This window comes from Paenalcaligenes hermetiae (assembly GCF_039543645.1).
GTDB lineage: Bacteria > Pseudomonadota > Gammaproteobacteria > Burkholderiales > Burkholderiaceae_B > Paenalcaligenes > Paenalcaligenes hermetiae.
In genome coordinates this window covers 67,281-83,865 of record NZ_BAABKD010000009.1, presented here as the reverse complement: position 1 = coordinate 83,865, position 16,585 = coordinate 67,281, and the positions used below count along the sequence as shown (strand labels likewise).

The 16,585-nt window shown below is 49.0% G+C and carries 16 protein-coding genes and 1 other RNA gene; 12 read left to right on the top strand and 5 right to left on the bottom strand.

Features of this window, described 5'->3' with window-relative positions; all coding sequences use genetic code 11:
- Positions 1 to 11: 11 nt before the first annotated feature.
- Together gap and ABD980_RS06080 are read left to right on the top strand one after the other, a co-directional pair.
- Entirely contained in the window at positions 12 to 1,028 is a 1,017-nt protein-coding gene (gene gap, locus ABD980_RS06085; RefSeq protein ID WP_260649295.1) for a type I glyceraldehyde-3-phosphate dehydrogenase, read from the top strand.
- 61 nt (positions 1,029 to 1,089) lie between these two features.
- Positions 1,090 to 2,286: a phosphoglycerate kinase gene (locus ABD980_RS06080; protein ID WP_300647435.1), complete on the top strand. Its 1,197-nt coding sequence runs from the start codon at positions 1,090 to 1,092 to the stop codon at positions 2,284 to 2,286.
- 42 nt (positions 2,287 to 2,328) lie between these two features.
- On the opposite strand, the gene ABD980_RS06075 is transcribed toward ABD980_RS06080, so the two are convergent.
- Together ABD980_RS06075 and ABD980_RS06070 are read right to left on the bottom strand one after the other, a co-directional pair.
- Complete coding sequence (locus ABD980_RS06075; protein WP_345370362.1) at positions 2,329 to 3,660, bottom strand: MATE family efflux transporter; 1,332 nt, start codon at positions 3,658 to 3,660, stop codon at positions 2,329 to 2,331.
- Positions 3,661 to 3,663: 3 nt separating this feature from the next.
- Positions 3,664 to 4,497 carry an NAD-dependent epimerase/dehydratase family protein gene (locus ABD980_RS06070; RefSeq protein ID WP_345370360.1) on the bottom strand — a complete coding sequence of 278 codons (834 nt, stop codon included), beginning with the start codon at positions 4,495 to 4,497 and terminating at the stop codon, positions 3,664 to 3,666.
- A gap of 152 nt (positions 4,498 to 4,649) precedes the next feature.
- Here ABD980_RS06070 and mog point away from each other — a divergent pair, with 152 nt between their 5' ends.
- The 6 genes from mog to ABD980_RS06040 all read left to right on the top strand — a co-directional run bounded on the left by mog (position 4,650) and on the right by ABD980_RS06040 (position 10,005).
- The gene (gene mog, locus ABD980_RS06065) at positions 4,650 to 5,270 is read left to right on the top strand and encodes a molybdopterin adenylyltransferase (RefSeq protein WP_345371131.1); all 621 of its coding nucleotides are present in this window, start codon (positions 4,650 to 4,652) and stop codon (positions 5,268 to 5,270) included.
- A 74-nt stretch (positions 5,271 to 5,344) separates the two neighbouring features.
- Positions 5,345 to 6,409, top strand: a complete 1,065-nt coding sequence (fba, locus tag ABD980_RS06060; RefSeq protein ID WP_260649291.1) for a class II fructose-bisphosphate aldolase — start codon at positions 5,345 to 5,347, stop codon at positions 6,407 to 6,409.
- A gap of 51 nt (positions 6,410 to 6,460) precedes the next feature.
- Positions 6,461 to 7,342, top strand: coding sequence for a phosphoribosylaminoimidazolesuccinocarboxamide synthase (locus ABD980_RS06055; RefSeq protein ID WP_345371130.1), 882 nt, complete (start codon positions 6,461 to 6,463; stop codon positions 7,340 to 7,342).
- A 5-nt stretch (positions 7,343 to 7,347) separates the two neighbouring features.
- Positions 7,348 to 7,848: a 5-(carboxyamino)imidazole ribonucleotide mutase gene (purE, locus tag ABD980_RS06050; RefSeq protein ID WP_260649290.1), complete on the top strand. Its 501-nt coding sequence runs from the start codon at positions 7,348 to 7,350 to the stop codon at positions 7,846 to 7,848.
- A 2-nt stretch (positions 7,849 to 7,850) separates the two neighbouring features.
- Positions 7,851 to 9,020 (top strand): 5-(carboxyamino)imidazole ribonucleotide synthase, encoded by a 1,170-nt coding sequence (locus tag ABD980_RS06045; protein ID WP_345370356.1) that lies wholly within the window; start codon positions 7,851 to 7,853, stop codon positions 9,018 to 9,020.
- Positions 9,013 to 10,005 (top strand): L-threonylcarbamoyladenylate synthase, encoded by a 993-nt coding sequence (locus ABD980_RS06040; protein ID WP_345370354.1) that lies wholly within the window; start codon positions 9,013 to 9,015, stop codon positions 10,003 to 10,005. The genes ABD980_RS06045 and ABD980_RS06040 overlap by 8 nt, the downstream gene beginning before the upstream one ends.
- Here ABD980_RS06040 and ABD980_RS06035 read toward each other — a convergent pair.
- Positions 9,976 to 10,788: an alpha/beta fold hydrolase gene (locus ABD980_RS06035; RefSeq protein ID WP_345370352.1), complete on the bottom strand. Its 813-nt coding sequence runs from the start codon at positions 10,786 to 10,788 to the stop codon at positions 9,976 to 9,978. The two genes, ABD980_RS06040 and ABD980_RS06035, sit on opposite strands and share 30 nt — an antisense overlap.
- 62 nt (positions 10,789 to 10,850) lie before the next feature.
- Positions 10,851 to 11,078, bottom strand: coding sequence for an SWIB/MDM2 domain-containing protein (locus tag ABD980_RS06030; RefSeq protein ID WP_260649504.1), 228 nt, complete (start codon positions 11,076 to 11,078; stop codon positions 10,851 to 10,853).
- Positions 11,079 to 11,300: 222 nt separating this feature from the next.
- Here ABD980_RS06030 and ABD980_RS06025 point away from each other — a divergent pair, with 222 nt between their 5' ends.
- Both ABD980_RS06025 and pyrC read left to right on the top strand, forming a co-directional pair.
- On the top strand, positions 11,301 to 12,503 hold the full coding sequence (locus ABD980_RS06025; protein ID WP_345370350.1) for a M20 aminoacylase family protein: 1,203 nt from the start codon (positions 11,301 to 11,303) through the stop codon (positions 12,501 to 12,503).
- 1 nt (position 12,504) lies between these two features.
- Positions 12,505 to 13,569, top strand: coding sequence for a dihydroorotase (gene pyrC / locus ABD980_RS06020; RefSeq protein WP_345370348.1), 1,065 nt, complete (start codon positions 12,505 to 12,507; stop codon positions 13,567 to 13,569).
- A gap of 63 nt (positions 13,570 to 13,632) precedes the next feature.
- Here the strand turns inward: pyrC and ABD980_RS06015 are convergent, their stop codons facing one another.
- On the bottom strand, positions 13,633 to 15,444 hold the full coding sequence (locus ABD980_RS06015) for an ATP-binding cassette domain-containing protein (RefSeq protein WP_345370346.1): 1,812 nt from the start codon (positions 15,442 to 15,444) through the stop codon (positions 13,633 to 13,635).
- Between the two features lie 58 nt (positions 15,445 to 15,502).
- Here ABD980_RS06015 and rnpB point away from each other — a divergent pair.
- An RNA gene (rnpB, locus tag ABD980_RS06010) (RNase P RNA component class A) lies at positions 15,503 to 15,894 on the top strand.
- 257 nt (positions 15,895 to 16,151) lie between these two features.
- Positions 16,152 to 16,580, top strand: coding sequence for a division/cell wall cluster transcriptional repressor MraZ (gene mraZ, locus ABD980_RS06005; RefSeq protein WP_260649502.1), 429 nt, complete (start codon positions 16,152 to 16,154; stop codon positions 16,578 to 16,580).
- Positions 16,581 to 16,585 lie beyond the last annotated feature (5 nt).

Here is a 16,585-nt window from a genome sequence, read left to right as displayed (position 1 = left end):
GAGATGTATCCATGACCATTCGTGTCGCGATTAACGGTTACGGTCGTATTGGCCGCATGACATTACGAGCTCACTACGAATACGGTAAAAAACACGGTATTGAGATTGTGGCAGTGAACGCTCCCGGCCAAGACGTCGTTGCACGTCACCTCACCCGTTATGATTCCGTACACGGGCGTTTTAACGCCGACGTGGAGCTATCCGAGGATAATCAGTACTTGATCGTTAATGGCGATCGTATTCGTTTGCTTTCTGAGCGTGACCCTGCCAAGCTGCCTTGGGGGGATTTGAAGGTGGACGTGGTGCTGGATTGTACGGGGCGTTTTACCACTAAGGAAGCCGCTAGTGCGCACTTACAAGCAGGAGCGAAAAAAGTATTGATTTCTGCTCCTGGTGGCAAAGATGTGGATGCCACTGTGGTTTACGGTGTTAACCACGATATCTTAAAGGCCACTGACACGGTGGTGTCGAATGCTTCTTGCACCACAAACTGTTTAGCACCCTTGGTGCAGCCTTTGCACCAAGAGCTAGGGGTGGTCAATGGTTTAATGACGACTATTCATGCTTACACCAACGATCAGGTGTTAATTGATGTGGCGCACAAAGACTTACGTCGTGCTCGTGCTGCAGCAGAAAGCATTATTCCCACGAAAACCGGTGCCGCAGCGGCTGTGGGCTTGGTTCTACCCGAGTTAAACGGAAAGCTAGACGGTTTTGCTGTGCGCGTACCTACGGTTAACGTTTCGATGGTAGATCTGACTTTTGTGTCTAGCCGCCCGACAACGGTCGAAGAAGTAAACGGTATTTTGAAAAATGCCGCAGAAGGACGCTTAAAAGGCGTATTGGCTTATTGTGATGAGCCTTTGGTCTCGATTGATCATAATCACAGCACAGCATCCAGTATTGTGGACTCATTGCTGACAAAGGTTTCAGGCAGCTTGGTTAAGGTCTCGGCATGGTATGACAACGAATGGGCATTCTCTGTGCGTATGTTGGATACTACCGCAGCGATGATGGCAGCTAAATAATCGTTTTTAATTGTTAGGCGGGGTTTGACCCCCGCCTTTATTTCGTCTAGACAAAATGAGCATGACTACACATATCACAACATTGGCGGAGCTGGCGGCCGCAGGGCAGCTAAAAGGTAAGCGCGTATTTATCCGTTCCGATATGAACGTTCCATTAAGCAATGGGGAAATCACAGAGGATACGCGTATTAAAGCGTCGTTGCCGGCGATTCGAATGGCTTTGGATGCTGGTGCTGCCGTTATGGTGACCTCGCATTTGGGACGCCCTAAAGAAGGGGTAGTAGCACCAGAGGATTCTCTTGCGCCGGTAGCAGAGCGTCTATCACGCATGTTGGCTTTGCCTGTGCCCTTGCGTCGTGATTGGGTCGATGGGGTAGAGGTTGCACCAGGGCAGGTTGTGATGTTGGAAAACTGCCGCTGTAATGTTGGTGAAAAAGCGAACGACCCAGAGTTGTCGAAAAAGATGGCGGCATTATGTGATGTTTATGTGAACGATGCTTTTGGAACCGCACATCGGGCTCAAGCCTCTACAGAGGGTATTGCTCGTTTTGCGCCAGTGGCTTGTGCCGGGCCATTGCTAGCGGCAGAGCTAGAAGCATTAGGGCGTACACTAAAAGAGCCCGCACGTCCTTTGGTTGCGATTGTAGGAGGAGCCAAAGTTTCGACAAAGCTTTCTATTTTGCGTGCTTTAGCCGATAAGGTTGATCAGCTCATTGTGGGTGGTGGTATTGCGAATACATTTATGGCAGCACAAGGCTTAGCCATTGGAAAATCGTTAGCGGAAACGGACCAAATCGGTGAGGCCAACGAGGTACTACAGCATATGGCAGAGCGTGGTGCTGCAGTGCCAATACCTGTTGACGTGGTTTGTGCAAAAACCTTTTCTACCGATGCCACAGCAACGATAAAACCAGCAGACAACGTGGCAGAGGACGATATGATTTTAGATATTGGTCCTGAATCAGCACACCAGCTAGCTGATATTTTGCGTAATGCTGGGACTATTGTGTGGAATGGCCCAGTTGGGGTGTTTGAATTTCCCGCTTTTGCTAGTGGTACTCGTACCATTGCTAATGCGATTGCGGATTCGCAGGCCTTTTCGATTGCTGGGGGTGGCGATACATTAGCGGCAATCGCCAAATTTGGTATTGCAGATAAAGTTGGTTATATTTCGACCGGCGGCGGCGCTTTCTTAGAGTTTTTAGAGGGTAAGAAACTTCCCGCTGTGGCCGTTTTAGAAGAACGCGCTCAAGACTAAAGGCAGCATTAATGCTAAAAAAGCAGCCGTTAGGCTGCTTTTTTAATGGGTACCAGTCAGCAGTCGTGACCAAATACGTGGATAATAAAACCCCAAGACAACGGCGCGCACCACCACATAAACAATAAAAGCGCTCCAGAGGCCGGTATTGCCGTAGGGGATAATCCACCATGTGCCCAAGCCAATTAGACAGGCCAAAGCCACCAACGTGGAATTGCGCATGGCTTGGCTATAGGTCACACCAATAAAAATTCCATCCAGTTGAAAAGCAGCAAAAGAGCAGGCGATATAAAGGGCAGCTAAAAAGACATGTTCACTTGCTACCTGTTGTACAACCGGGTCTTTGGTGAGCCATGGAATAAAGTGGTTGCCAAATAAAAAAATGAGTAGTGCCAAACAACAAGCGGTAGCAGCGGCCAGAATAGAAGAGCGCTGTATGGCGAGCTCAAACTGTTTTTGATTGCGCTGTCCATAGGCTTTGCCTACCAGCATTTCAGCGACATTGGCATAACCATCGAGAAAAAATGCAGATAGGGAAACAAACTGTAGCAAGATATGGTTTGCAGCGAGAGTGTGATCACCAAACTGAGCTCCTTGCTTAGCAAACCAAGCAAAGCCAGTAATTAATGCCAAGGTGCGAATCATAATGTCGCTGTTGACTCGAAACAATGCTACGAGGCGAATACGGTCAAAAATGCGTTGGCGTAGTTGCCATAGGCGTTGTTGTGGGTGGCTAATCTCCATTTTTTGAATGACTAGCCAAAGAGCGAACAGCCAGGCCACCCATTCTGCGAGTACGGTACCGAGTGCGATCCCGGCTACACCTAAATCCATGCCAACCACAAAAATCACATTTAGGATCAGGTTAAGACCATTTAAAAGGAGTTGTACCCATAGCAGCTGTTGTGTCCAGCCCATGCCAATTAAAATACCGAGCAGTGCAAAGGTCATCAGTGTGGCTGGTGCACCCCAAATACGGATATAAAAATAATCGCGAACACGAGCATTTACATCGTTACTGGCTTTAAGTAAATAGGTGGCAGTTTGTTCTATGGGAATTTGTAATAGGATAAGTGCAACGCCAATACTGAGGCCCAGTAAGAGCGTACGAAAAAGCAAGGCGTGCAGCTCTTGCTTATCTTTGGCGCCTAGGGCTTGTGCAACAAAGCCGGTGGTACCCATGCGTAAAAAACCAAACCCCCAGTAAACAAAGCTAAAAATCAAAGCGGCTAGAGCGATGGCACCCAAGTCTGCTGCAGAGCCTGTTTGACCAATGACCGCTGTATCAATTAAGCCCAATAAGGGCACAGCGGCATTAGCCAGAATAATAGGAAGCGCTAGACGGAAAAGCTCAGAGTAGGAAAGACGAGACATACGTTAAGCGTCTGGGGACAGGGAAGCTAAAAGCGTCGTGTATCCTTCTAGCGTATTGGGGTAATGAAATAAAAAACCACTGTTAAGTAAGCGCTGATTAGAAAAATGCTTACTTTGGTAGGGAATGCTTGGATCTAGAATAGGCATTGGGGCCTGAATCTGCTTAGCTATATGGGAATATAATTGACGTGCGGGTAGCGGGGTGCTATCGGTTGCTACATAACAAGGCAAAGGTGTATCTAGCGTTAAAAGGTGCGAGCAGACACGTGCCGCATCTTCACTATGGATACGGTTAGCATAGTTATCCATAGCTGGGTTGATGTGCAGCTGCTGTTGGCGTAAGCGCTCAAAAATACGATAACGCCCCGGCCCATAGATACCGCTAAAGCGAACCACACAGAGCTTATCGCCTAATTCCTGCTGTAGCCACTGCTCAGCCTTTAAAAGAGACTCCCCATTAAACGCTGCTGGACGGAGCATGGAGTACTCGTCTTGAGGTACAGCGTCGGCACCGTAAACCGCTGTAGAGGAAATGAAAATAAAACGGGTTAAGGTATTTAGGTTTATGTGCTGTAACAGGTTTTCTAGGCCTTGCTGGTAAATAGCCGTATAGCTTTGCTCCGTGCGTTGTGCAGGAGTGGGGCTATAAACCAGATGTGTATAAGGGGCGTTGAGTACACGTAGCGAGTCTGCTTGGGTCACATCGGCAAGCAGGCTTTGTTGAAAACCTTGCGCAGCCGAGTGCCGACGTAGCGCTGTGGTTTTCCAGTCAGCGTTTAATTGAGATACGCTTTTTTGAGCCAAATCACCGGCTCCAATCCAAAGTAATGATTTCATGATGATGCTCAAAAAGAAAAAGCAAAACCCACATCATAACGTAGTTAATTTTTGTTGCAGCCTGCTTCACAGCAGTAAGAGCAAGCTCGGTGTAGAATAGAGCCTAACTGATTAAAATTACACGCTTTTTGATTAGGATAACTATGAGCTCTATGCGTTTACACCGCCAACATCCCGATCAGTTGATTGTGGGGTTGGTTTCTATTTCTGATCGTGCTGCCACCGGACAATACGAGGATCAGGGTATTCCTGCGTTAAAAGACTGGCTTGATAAGGCGGTTGTGCAGCCCTCTCAGTATGTTACGCGTTTGGTAGCCGATGAGCCTCAAGCTATTTCTAATGCTTTAGTCGAACTGGTAGATGAGGTCGGTTGTGACTTGGTGTTGACTACAGGGGGCACAGGCCCAGCGCGGCGAGATGTGACTCCAGAGGCGACGTTAGCCGTAGCGACCAAAGAAATGCCTGGCTTTGGCGAGCAAATGCGTCAAATTAGCTTGCGGTTTGTTCCTACTGCGATTTTATCACGCCAGGTGGCGGTGATTCGTGAGACAGATTCACATGCAGCACTGATTATCAATTTACCAGGGCAGCCTAAAGCCATTGCTGAAACCCTAGAGGGTTTAAAAGACGAAGCAGGCCAATCGATCGTGCCCGGTATTTTTGCCGCCGTTCCCTATTGTATTGATTTAATTGGTGGGCCCTATATTGAAACCCACGAGCATGTTGTGAAAGCTTTCCGGCCTAAATCAGCGCGCCGTCAGCCCACGGCTTAAATCAAGCAAGCAAAAAACGGCATTCCCCATTAAAATGACAGTATTCATTATTTGTTTATCTAGGAGATTTCATCATGGCTTTGGTTTCCATGCGTCAGTTGCTGGATCATGCGGCTGAAAATGGTTACGGCATTCCGGCATTTAACGTTAATAACCTAGAACAGGTTCAGGCCATTATGGAAGCCGCCCATGAAACAGATAGCCCTGTTATCATGCAAGCTTCTGCGGGTGCACGTAAATATGCAGGCGAAGGTTTTTTAAAACATCTGATTCAAGCTGCGGTAGAAAGCTATCCACATATTCCTGTGGTGATGCACCAGGACCACGGGCAGTCTCCTGCCGTATGTCAGGGGGCGATAGACCTTGGTTTTTCCAGTGTCATGATGGATGGCTCACTCAAAGAGGATGGCAAAACCGTTGCCGATTTCGAGTACAACGTGGATGTGACGCGTCGGGTTGTTGAAATGGCACATAAGCTCGGTGTTACGGTAGAGGGTGAGCTGGGTTGTTTAGGCTCACTAGAAACCATGCAGGGTGACAAAGAAGACGGGCATGGTTTCGAGGGCACTTTAACACGAGAGCAGTTGCTCACCAGCCCCGAAGAGGCTGCTGAATTTGTGCGCCGGACGCAGCTTGATGCATTAGCGATTGCGATTGGCACTAGCCATGGGGCGTATAAATTTACACGTGAGCCAACGGGTGATATTTTAGCGATTGATCGGGTTAAAGAAATCCATGCGCGCATTCCTAATACTCACTTAGTCATGCATGGTAGCTCCAGCGTACCTCAGGAGCTCTTAGCGGAAATCCGCGAGTTCGGTGGCGATATGAAAGAAACTTACGGGGTTCCCGTCGAGGAAATCCAAGAAGCCATTAAATATGGTGTACGCAAAGTTAACATTGATACCGATATTCGCTTGGCAATGACAGCGGCCGTGCGTCGTTTCTTAGTAGAGCATCCATCTAAATTTGACCCTCGCGAGTTCCTAAAACCCGCACGCGAAGCTGCTAAAGCCATTTGTATTGCGCGTTACCAGCAGTTTGGGGCGGCAGGCAATGCTTCCAAAATTAAACCCATTCCTTTATCCGAAATGGCAGCAAAATACGCCGCAGGCGAGCTTGCTCAACGTGTTGAATAATTAACCATGGTTATGGCGGTGTGATACACCGCCCTTTGTTTTATAGGATATATCGTGCCAGCTCTATATCAAAGCACGCTAAAATCGTTGCCTTTACTTGGCCGCGGCAAAGTCCGTGATATGTATGCCGTGGGCGACGACAAATTACTCATTGTTGCATCCGATCGCTTGTCCGCTTTTGATGTGATTCTTGATGACCCCATTCCCGGAAAGGGGGCTGTGTTAACGCATCTTACCGAATTCTGGTTACAGAAACTCGCATCAATTGTGCCAAATCATGCTACCGGTATTGATCCGTTAACCGTAGTAAGCCCTGAAGAACAACCACTGGTCAAAGACCGCGCGATGGTCGTTAAACGCTTACGCCCTATTATGGTGGAATGCGTGGCGCGTGGTTATGTGGTGGGCTCAGGCTGGGAGGAATACCAAAAAACAGGCGCGATCTGTGGTATTGCATTACCAGCGGGTTTACAACAAGCCCAAAAATTAGCGCAACCTATTTTTACCCCCGCCGCAAAAGCGGAAGTGGGTGAGCACGATGTCAACGTAAGCTTTGATTATGTGGTTGACCAACTAGGGCAAGGGCTTGCAGAAAAGCTGCGTGATACGACCTTGGCTCTTTATCAAGCAGCGGCGGATTATGCTGCGACCAAAGGCATTATTATTGCCGATACGAAATTTGAGTTTGGTCTAGATGAGCAGGGGCAACTTCATTTGATGGACGAGGTCTTAACTCCTGATTCTTCCCGCTTTTGGGATGCTAGCACTTATCAGGTGGGGAGCAACCCGCCATCTTTTGATAAGCAGTTTGTACGTGATTGGTTAGCGGCTCAGGATTGGGATAAAACGGCGCCGGCACCACGTTTGCCGCAGACGGTGATTGAGCAAACGGCAGCTAAATACGCTGAAGCCGTTACACGGCTAGGAGCATAATACGCATGACAGAAGTAAAAGTAGGTATTGTGATGGGGTCCTCATCGGACTGGCCGGTGATGCAACATGCGGCGCAGGTTTTGAGTGATTTTGGCATACCTTTTGAAGCCAAGGTGGTGTCAGCGCATCGTATGCCAGTAGATATGGTGGAATACGGTCAACAGGCCTCGGCTAAAGGTTACCATGCTATTATTGCTGGGGCAGGGGGGGCAGCGCATCTCCCGGGCATGTTAGCGGCTCTGACAGAGGTCCCCGTATTCGGTGTGCCGGTACCGTCGCGTTATCTCAAAGGCGAGGATTCGCTTTTGTCTATTGTGCAAATGCCTAAAGGCGTGCCGGTGGCAACGTTTGCCATTGGCGAGGCCGGCGCGGCGAATGCAGCTTTGCATGTGGTCGCGAATTTGGCGGTGCATGATGCGGCGCTTAAAACCAAACTAAAAGCCTTTCGGGCACAGCAAACTGAAAATGCGCGTGCTATGCATCTACCTGCTGTTGAAGCGAATTAGTTATGTCAAATGTAGAAACCATTTTACCCGGCCAGTGGCTAGGCATGGTCGGCGGTGGGCAGCTAGCACGCATGTTTTGTTATGCCGCTCAACGCATGGGATATAAAGTCGCTATTTTAGACCCAGATCATTTTAGTCCCGCAGGAGCCGTGGCGGATAAACATATTTGTGCTGCTTATGATGATACGGCTGCTTTGCAGCAGTTAGCAGAGCTTTGCCCAGCTATTACGACAGAGTTTGAAAACGTACCTGCCCAAAGTTTGAACCGTCTGGCTGAGCACAGTCGGGTGACCCCAAGCGGCGAGGCGGTTTCTGTGGTGCAGGACCGTATTCGGGAAAAGCAATTTATTAGCAAAGCGGGTGTGCCGGTGGTACCACATTGTGTGGTCCATAGTATGGAAGATTTGTTGAAAGCCGATGCCGCATTGTTTCCGGGCATATTAAAAGCAGCACGCTTTGGTTATGACGGTAAAGGCCAAGCTCGCGTACAAACAAAAGAGCAAGCCTTAGAGGCTTTTGCAAATTTTGGTCAGGTTGCTTGTGTGCTGGAATCCTTACAGCCCCTAGAGGACGAAATCTCTGTTATTGTGGCGCGTAGCTTAGATGGAAAAACCGCAATTTATACACCGTCGCATAACCAACATCGAGATGGGATTTTAGCAGTATCAACCGCAGCAAATCCTTGTCGCTTGACCCCTTATCATGAGCAAGCCAAAACTGCTGCCATCGCTATTGCCGAATCCCTAAATTACTATGGCGTGTTGTGTGTGGAGTTTTTTGTTTTGGCTGATGGCACATTATTAGCCAATGAAATTGCTCCACGCCCACATAATAGTGGACACTTTACGATAGAAGCCTGTTTAAGTAGCCAGTTTGAACAACAGGTGCGCGTGATGGCGGGCTTGCCTTTAGGCTCCCCTCAAGATCTACAGCTGTCTAAGATGTTCAACTTGTTAGGGGATCTTTGGTTTGATGAGCAGGGTCATCACCAGGAGCCTAACTGGAGTGCGTTATTAGCGCTGCCAGGGGTATATTTGCACTTGTATGGCAAGAATGAAGCCCGAAAAGGGCGCAAAATGGGTCATGTCACACTCTTGGCGCCCAATGCGAAACAGCTACAGGCAAAAGCGCTCCAAGTGGCTGAAATTCTAGGCTTTGATTGGTATGAGTAAGCAGTTAGACGCATTGGTTCATGATGCGGCACAGCGCTTAGCCAAAGGCCAGTTGGTCGCCTTTCCGACAGAAACGGTCTATGGGTTGGGGGCGGATGCCTCTAACCCCCAGGCGGTTCGCGCTATTTTTTCTGCCAAAGGGCGTCCGGCTGATCATCCAGTGATTGTGCATGTGGCTGTGGATGCAGATATCACGCCCTGGGTGGCATCGATTCCAGAGGAAGCCACGAAACTGATGCAGGCATTCTGGCCTGGGCCTTTAACTTTGATTTTACCTAAAGCCAAGGCGGTAAACGCGTTGGTCACAGGGGGGCAGGATACCATTGGGATACGTTGTCCCTCGCACCCCGTGGCACAGGCACTATTAAAAGCTTTTGCGCAGATTACCGCTAATCCATCGGCGGGGGTCGCGGCGCCATCGGCAAATCGGTTTGGGCAGGTGTCGCCGACACAAGCACAGCATGTGCGTGATGAGTTTCCTGACCTGGACCCTGATACGCTATTTATTCTAGCGGGGGGGGATGCGGATGTTGGCATTGAGTCCACAATTGTTGATGTATCGCGTGTGGCCGAGGGGGTAGCGCCTGTGGTGCTGCGCCCAGGTCATATTACGGCACAACAGATTGCTCGTGTTTTACAGCAGGACTTAGGGCAAAAAAGTACGCCGAATACCCCACGTGTATCTGGTTCGCTTAAGGCACATTATGCGCCACGTACGCCGTTATATTTGGTTTCGGCAGAGCATATAGAGCAGCTAGCGGCGCCTAATAGCATAGCGGTTGTGATCGATGCATCGCCGCCGTCTGTAGTGCCGTATTATCAAGCCCCTGCAGTACCAGAGCATTTTGCAAGTCAACTCTATAGCATGTTACGTCAGTTGGATCAGCAGGGATATAGTGCGATTTATGTACAGCAGCCGCCTCACAATGAGGCTTGGGAGGCGGTAAATGATCGCTTAGCTCGTGCGGCAGCGGCGTTCAGCTAAAAAGTCTTGTACCGCTTTAGTCACGGCTTCGGGCGCGTCAATATAGGGAGTATGGCGACAGTGCTCTAGCACACACAATGTGGTTTGCTGGGGCAGGTGGCGTTGAATAATGTGGATCTGATCCAAAGAGGCATATTCATCTTCGGTGCCTTGGATGGCTAAAATAGGGCAGCGAATAGTCTGAATATCACGCTCTATATTCCACGTTTTTTGGTAGATTTCGTCACCCCAAACTGTTGCCCAGCCCCAAAAGGCAGAGTCCACATCTGCGTGATAACGAGCAAGACGTTGTTTTAAATCTCCGTGCTGATACCAATGGATTGCTTTTTGTACGGATTGGGTGCTTTGTGCCTCGATGTAAATATGCGGTGCTAAAACGATAAGGTCTTGGGCAAGGTTGTTGGGCTGGGCGGCGTATAACAAAGCAATGGTGCCACCATCACTATGACCAAAAAGACTAAAAGGTTGGTCAATGCCTAAGGCTTGGAGCAAAGCGGGTAGGGCTTGCTGTGCTTCGATGTGCAGATAATCGCCTTGCCAAATCTCGTCGCTAGGACGAGGGCTGCTGTTGCCATAGGCGTAACGGGAATAGAATAAGCCCCTATAGCCAAGGACTTGGCAGAGCTGCTCGGGCCAATGCTGCCAATGGGCAACAGAGCCTAAACCTTCGTGTAAAAAAATCATCAAAGGCGCGGCAGAATCCTGGACTCCTACCCATTGGTATTCAATATTTCTGTCTCTACCATTCCAGTGTAAGTGAATGGTTTGTGTGGTTTTCATCATGGTGATTTTTTAATAAAAAAGCGACTGAAAAGCAGTCGCTTATTAAATCAGGGTCGATGTGCTTAGCTCAAATGCGCATTTAAGCATTTGCTTAACTCGAACATACTGATTTGATCTTTGCCAAAAATGGGTTTGAGCTTAGCATCGGCATTAATATTACGGCGATTTTCTGGGGCCTGTAAATCATGCTTTTTGATGTATTCCCACATTTTTTTTGTTACTTCGGTACGAGGTAACGGTTTTTTGCCTACGATCTCGGCTAGCTCTGCGCTTGGGGTCATGGGTTTCATGAAACCGCTGTTAGCCGTTTTTTTGGTGGTTTTAGCCGCTTTAGTGGATTTTGCCGCTGTGGTTTTGGTGGCTTTTGCCATGGCTTGCTCCTATAAGAAAGTCGCAGATGATAATTAGGCGGGTTGTCAGCCTTATGAAAACATAGCATGCTATGGCTATTTAATCTTCGCTGACAGGAATTATTCCTCCATTTCTTTATTTTATCCATAGAAACCGTACGAATGACACCACAAACACCTTTATTAACAGAACTTCACAGCTTGCTGCCAGAGCTTCGAGCAATACGGCAGCAAATTCATGCTTTTCCAGAGCTGGGGTTTGAGGAGCACCAAACGGCGGCATTGGTAACACAGTTTTTGCAAGCCCATGATATAGCGGTGACAACAGGTATTGGAAAAACAGGTGTGGTCGGTGTTTTGCGCGGGCTAGGTCCGGATAATGGACGTTGGGTAGGGTTAAGAGCCGATATGGATGCACTACCTATACAAGAGCGTACAGGGTTAAGCTACCAGTCAACTGTGGCCGGTAAAATGCATGCTTGTGGGCATGATGGACATACAGCGATTTTATTGGCGACAGCGGCGTATCTTGCTAAACACCGAGATTTTTCTGGCACAGTATGTTTTATTTTTCAGCCCGCTGAAGAAGGTTTAGGGGGTGCCCAAGCTATGATTGAGGATGGCTTGTTTGAGCGCTTTCCTTGTGATGCGGTTTTTGCGTTACATAATTGGCCTAGCTTGCCTCCTGGGCATATTGGTGTCAATGAGGGACCGATGATGGCTGCAGCAGATAGTTTTGAGATTACTATCACTGGACATGGGGGCCATGGGGCGCACCCCTATCAGGCCAAAGACCCCTTGGTTGCCGCAGCGCATTTAGTGACGGCTTTGCAAAGCATTGTGGCACGTAATGTACATCCTTTTGACTCCGCTGTGCTCACGGTGTCAGCTATGCAGGCAGGAGATTTGTCGGCATATAGTGTCATACCTGATACGGCGCACCTGAGTGGGACGGTACGTACGTTTTCTGAGGCTGTGCAACAACATGTTCAGCAGCGCATGCAGCAAGTGTGTGATGGGGTGGCGGCGATGTTTGGGGTACAGGTAGCACTGCGTTATATGCCGTTATTTCCAGCCACGATTAACACGCCACATTATGCGAGGTTAGTGGCACAGGTTGCCACAGAGTTATTTGGGGCGGCGCAGGTGGATGATCAGTTAACTCCATCGATGGGGGCTGAGGATTTTGCGTTTATGTTGCGTCAGCGTCCGGGGGCGTATTTTCGTTTGGGACAGGGGGGCGCAGAGCAAGGGCGGGTACTGCATAATGCCCAGTTTGATTTTAATGATGCGGTGATTCCGCACGGTGCTGCGATGTTTGTACGGTTAGCGCAGCAGTTTCTAGCAACAACAGATTCTCTATAGGATGAAAATAACGGTGGCTACAGAGCAATTACGAATTCGACGACCCGATGATTGGCATGTGCATTTGCGTGATGGGTCCGTATTAGCGTCGGTGGTAGCGCATACGGCCCGACAGTTTGCGCGTGCGATAGTGATGCCTAATCTTACTCCGCCTGTGACAACTACAGAGCAAGCGGTGGCTTATCGTTCTCGGATTATGTCGGCATTGGCTGCGCAAGACTCGCCTTATACTTTTACGCCGTTGATGACTTTATATTTGACTGATAATACCCCGGCATCTGAAATTGAAAAAGCCAAGGCGTCTGGCGTAGTGCATGCGGTCAAACTTTATCCTGCGGGTGCGACCACAAACTCCGATGCGGGCGTAACGGATCTATTAAAGTACGGCGGCGCGGTACTAGAAGCCATGCAAAAGCATGAGCTGCCTTTGTTAGTGCATGGCGAGGTCACAGATCCGGACGTTGATGTTTTTGATCGAGAGGCAGTATTTATTGATCGGGTGATGTTGCCTTTACGACGTCAGTTCCCTGAGCTTAAAGTGGTGTTTGAGCACATTACCACTAAAGAAGGGGCGGACTATGTCATGCACGCCGAGGGGCCTGTAGCCGCCACCATTACCCCCCAGCATTTACTGTATAACCGTAATGCTTTATTTCAAGGGGGCTTGCGTCCACATTGGTATTGCCTTCCTATTTTAAAGCGAGAGGTACATAGACAAGCTTTGTTGGCTGCGGCTACAAGTGACAGCCCCCGCTTTTTCTTAGGAACAGATAGTGCGCCCCACGTAAAAGGACAAAAAGAAAAAGACTGTGGTTGTGCGGGGTGCTATTCTGCATTTCACGCCTTGGAACTGTATGCAACCGCTTTTGAGTCAGTAGGTAAGTTAGATCGCTTAGAAGCATTTGCAAGCTTAAATGGCCCCGCTTTTTATGGGTTGGAGCCAAATGCCGAGCATGTGACGCTAGAGCGGGCGCCGTTGGCTATTCCACAGGCGCTCGCATTGGCTAATGATCAGATTGTGCCTTTGGCGGCAGGAGAGTCATTGCCTTGGCGTTTTGTTGGTTAAAAAGGCCAAAGAGCCAAGCGCTTTTCTAGGTGGGGGCTTGGCTTTGCGAAACGTGCTGTTAGGTTAGTCCCCTTTTTTCTCTTCTAGCTGTTCCCACCGGTCAAAGAGCCCCATGAGGTCTGCTTCGAGCTGGGCAAGCTGCTGGTTAATGGCTTCGGCTTTGTTATTACCTTCGCTATAAAGATTGGGGTCGGCCAATTGCTCGGCAAGCTCGGCTTGCTGGGTCTCGATGGCTGCGATTTTTTCCGGTAGCTCAGCTAGCTCCTTTTCTTCCCAGGGGGCGAGGCGATTTTTATTGCTAGGGCGAGGGCTTGGTGTGGGGGCTGGAGCGGCTTTAGGCGCTGGTGCTTTTTCAGCTGCTTTGCTCGGTGCAGGCTCTGGGTCAGGGCGTTGCGCAAGCCATTCGTCATAGCCGCCGATGTATTCGCCCCATTTCCCGTTTCCTTCGGCAGCAATCACTTGAGTGACCACATTATTTAGAAAAGCGCGGTCATGGCTAACTAGCATAACCGTCCCGCTGTACTCGGTAAGAAGCTGCTCTAATAGCTCAAGGGTTTCAATATCTAGGTCGTTGGTGGGCTCATCCAGTACCAGCACATTTGTTGGCTGAGCAAACATACGGGCTAAAGCCAACCGAGCGCGCTCGCCCCCGGATAGGGTTTTAACAGGCGAATTTGCCCGCGCAGCCGGGAAGAGAAAATCCTCTAAATAGCTCATTACGTGCTTGCGCTGATCCCCAATCTCCACCCATTCTGTGCCTGGGCTAATGGTTTCTTTGAGGGTGGCATTTTCATCCAGATTAGCGCGCATTTGATCAAAATAACCAATGTTTAGCTGAGTCCCGTGTTTGATCTGGCCCTGAGTGGGAGTTTGCAAGCCGAGTAAGATACGTAGCAAAGTGGTTTTACCAGCGCCGTTTGGTCCAATCAGACCGATGCGGTCACCACGCATAATAACAGTAGAAAAGTTGTCGATTAGCGTTTTATCATCATAGATTTGATAAATGTGCTCGGCTTCGATTACGATTTTGCCTGACTTGCGCCCCTCTGCAATAGCAAAATTCACATTACCAGAGCGCTCACGTCGCTCTGCGCGTTCACGTCGTAACGCTTCTAGACGGCGTACTCGCCCTTCGTCGCGTGTGCGCCGTGCTTGCACGCCGGTACGAATCCAGACTTCTTCTTGTGCAAGAAATTTATCAAACTTAGCATTTTGTTGTGCTTCGGCTTCTAGCCATTCGGCTTTACGTTCTTGCCACTTAGAAAAGTTACCGGGGAAGCTAAAAATTTGGCCTCGATCCAGTTCAATAATGCGGGTGGCTACCGCATCTAAAAAAGCACGGTCATGGGTGATCACCACAACACTGCCTTTAAACTGTTTAAGCTGTTGCTCTAGCCATAAAATCCCATCGAAGTCTAAATGGTTTGTGGGCTCATCGAGTAATAATAGGTCGGGCTCATCCGCCATAGCTTTAGCCAAAGCCACGCGTTTACGTGTTCCACCAGATAGGGCATCGGTATAGGCTTGGCCATCTAAGCCCAGTTGGTCAATAAGAGCGCCTACACGGCCCACGCGCTGCCAGTCTTCTGTTTCAGCATAGTCACCACACAAGTAATCATAAATAGTGGTTTGGGCAGGAAGCTCTGGCTCTTGTTCCACGGTGGCCACACGCAAACCACTTTTGAACATGATTTCGCCTTCATCAGGCTGTAAGCGTTGATCGATTAGTTTTAGTAGTGAAGATTTGCCTGTACCATTGCGCCCGATAAGCCCGCACCGCTCATTATCATAAATAATGAGGTCAGCTTGATCTAACAAGGGGTAATGACCAAAGGCGAGTTGTACGCGGTTTAGCGTTACGAGATGAGTAGACATAGGCAAAATTAAAATAAAAGATGAATGTTTATATTGTCGCAGGTTACAATAAGGTTGTGGGGCAGGTCGGGCAATCGCGGGATCCCCGAGGAAGGTCCGGACTCCATAGAGCAAGATAGCGGCTAACAGCCGTCTGGCAAGGCATGCGCCGAGCCAAGGAATAGGGCCACAGAGACGAGACTGCGTCGGGGGCATATCTATTATATGCACTGGTACGGCTATCTCCGTACTGTTTGGTGTGTTTCACACCATAACGATGCAGGGTGAAACGCGGTAACCTCTATCTGGAGCAACATCAAATAGGCATATGCAGGTGTTCAAAGCACCGAAAGGGCGGCTCGTCCGAATATGCGGGTAGATGGCTTGAGCGTATGGGTAACCATACGCCTAGATGAATGATTGCCAGCCTGATCAGGCTTACAAAATCCGGCCTATAGACCTGTCCCACCTCCTCATTCTTTCCATATTGTATCTATATGTAAAAGCCGTATCCTGATAATTCATCAAGAGGGTATGGCTTGTTACATTTTACTTTTAGATTCAGATTCAATTTATTGATTTTATAGGGTTTTCTCTTGATTTAATTTGAAATGAATCCGAATCTAAGTGATTGTTGTAATTGAAAAAAATCGTTCAGAGTCTTGACCCTACGACCCGCATGGCTTAGAGTGGGAAAAAGTGGGTTTTTGTGGAAAAGGATGGGTCGGGTGTTCCAAGGTAGCAGTGCGCTTAGCCTCGATGCTAAGGGTCGCATGACGATCCCTACGCGTCATCGAGCCGTCTTAATGGCGGAGGAATCCGGCCGCCTGACTTTGACACGACACCCTGATGGCTGCTTAATCCTCTATCCCCGTTCCACGTGGGAGCAAAAGCGTGAACAAATTGCGGCTTTGCCTATGTCAGCGAGGGCGTTGCAACGGCTGATGCTTGGCTCTGCACAAGACGTGGACATTGATTCGGCTGGGCGTATTTTGATCAGTCCTGAACTACGTCAAGTCGCCAGTCTGCACAAAAATGTCATGCTGTTAGGTTTAGGTGCTCACTTTGAACTCTGGGACGCTGAGCAACTCGAACTTCGCCAAGCCGCAGATTTGGCTCAAGGCCTACCCGAGTCTTTAGATCATTTTTCTCTTTAATCGGC

Coding starts and splice junctions, on each gene's coding strand:
- gap (WP_260649295.1), top strand. CDS start 12: ATGACCATTCGTGTCGCGATTAACGGTTACGGTCGTATTGGCCGCATG.
- ABD980_RS06080 (WP_300647435.1), top strand. CDS start 1,090: ATGACTACACATATCACAACATTGGCGGAGCTGGCGGCCGCAGGGCAG.
- ABD980_RS06075 (WP_345370362.1), bottom strand. CDS start 3,660: ATGTCTCGTCTTTCCTACTCTGAGCTTTTCCGTCTAGCGCTTCCTATT.
- ABD980_RS06070 (WP_345370360.1), bottom strand. CDS start 4,497: ATGAAATCATTACTTTGGATTGGAGCCGGTGATTTGGCTCAAAAAAGC.
- mog (WP_345371131.1), top strand. CDS start 4,650: ATGCGTTTACACCGCCAACATCCCGATCAGTTGATTGTGGGGTTGGTT.
- fba (WP_260649291.1), top strand. CDS start 5,345: ATGGCTTTGGTTTCCATGCGTCAGTTGCTGGATCATGCGGCTGAAAAT.
- purE (WP_260649290.1), top strand. CDS start 7,348: ATGACAGAAGTAAAAGTAGGTATTGTGATGGGGTCCTCATCGGACTGG.
- ABD980_RS06045 (WP_345370356.1), top strand. CDS start 7,851: ATGTCAAATGTAGAAACCATTTTACCCGGCCAGTGGCTAGGCATGGTC.
- ABD980_RS06040 (WP_345370354.1), top strand. CDS start 9,013: ATGAGTAAGCAGTTAGACGCATTGGTTCATGATGCGGCACAGCGCTTA.
- ABD980_RS06035 (WP_345370352.1), bottom strand. CDS start 10,788: ATGATGAAAACCACACAAACCATTCACTTACACTGGAATGGTAGAGAC.
- ABD980_RS06030 (WP_260649504.1), bottom strand. CDS start 11,078: ATGAAACCCATGACCCCAAGCGCAGAGCTAGCCGAGATCGTAGGCAAA.
- ABD980_RS06025 (WP_345370350.1), top strand. CDS start 11,301: ATGACACCACAAACACCTTTATTAACAGAACTTCACAGCTTGCTGCCA.
- pyrC (WP_345370348.1), top strand. CDS start 12,505: ATGAAAATAACGGTGGCTACAGAGCAATTACGAATTCGACGACCCGAT.
- ABD980_RS06015 (WP_345370346.1), bottom strand. CDS start 15,444: ATGTCTACTCATCTCGTAACGCTAAACCGCGTACAACTCGCCTTTGGT.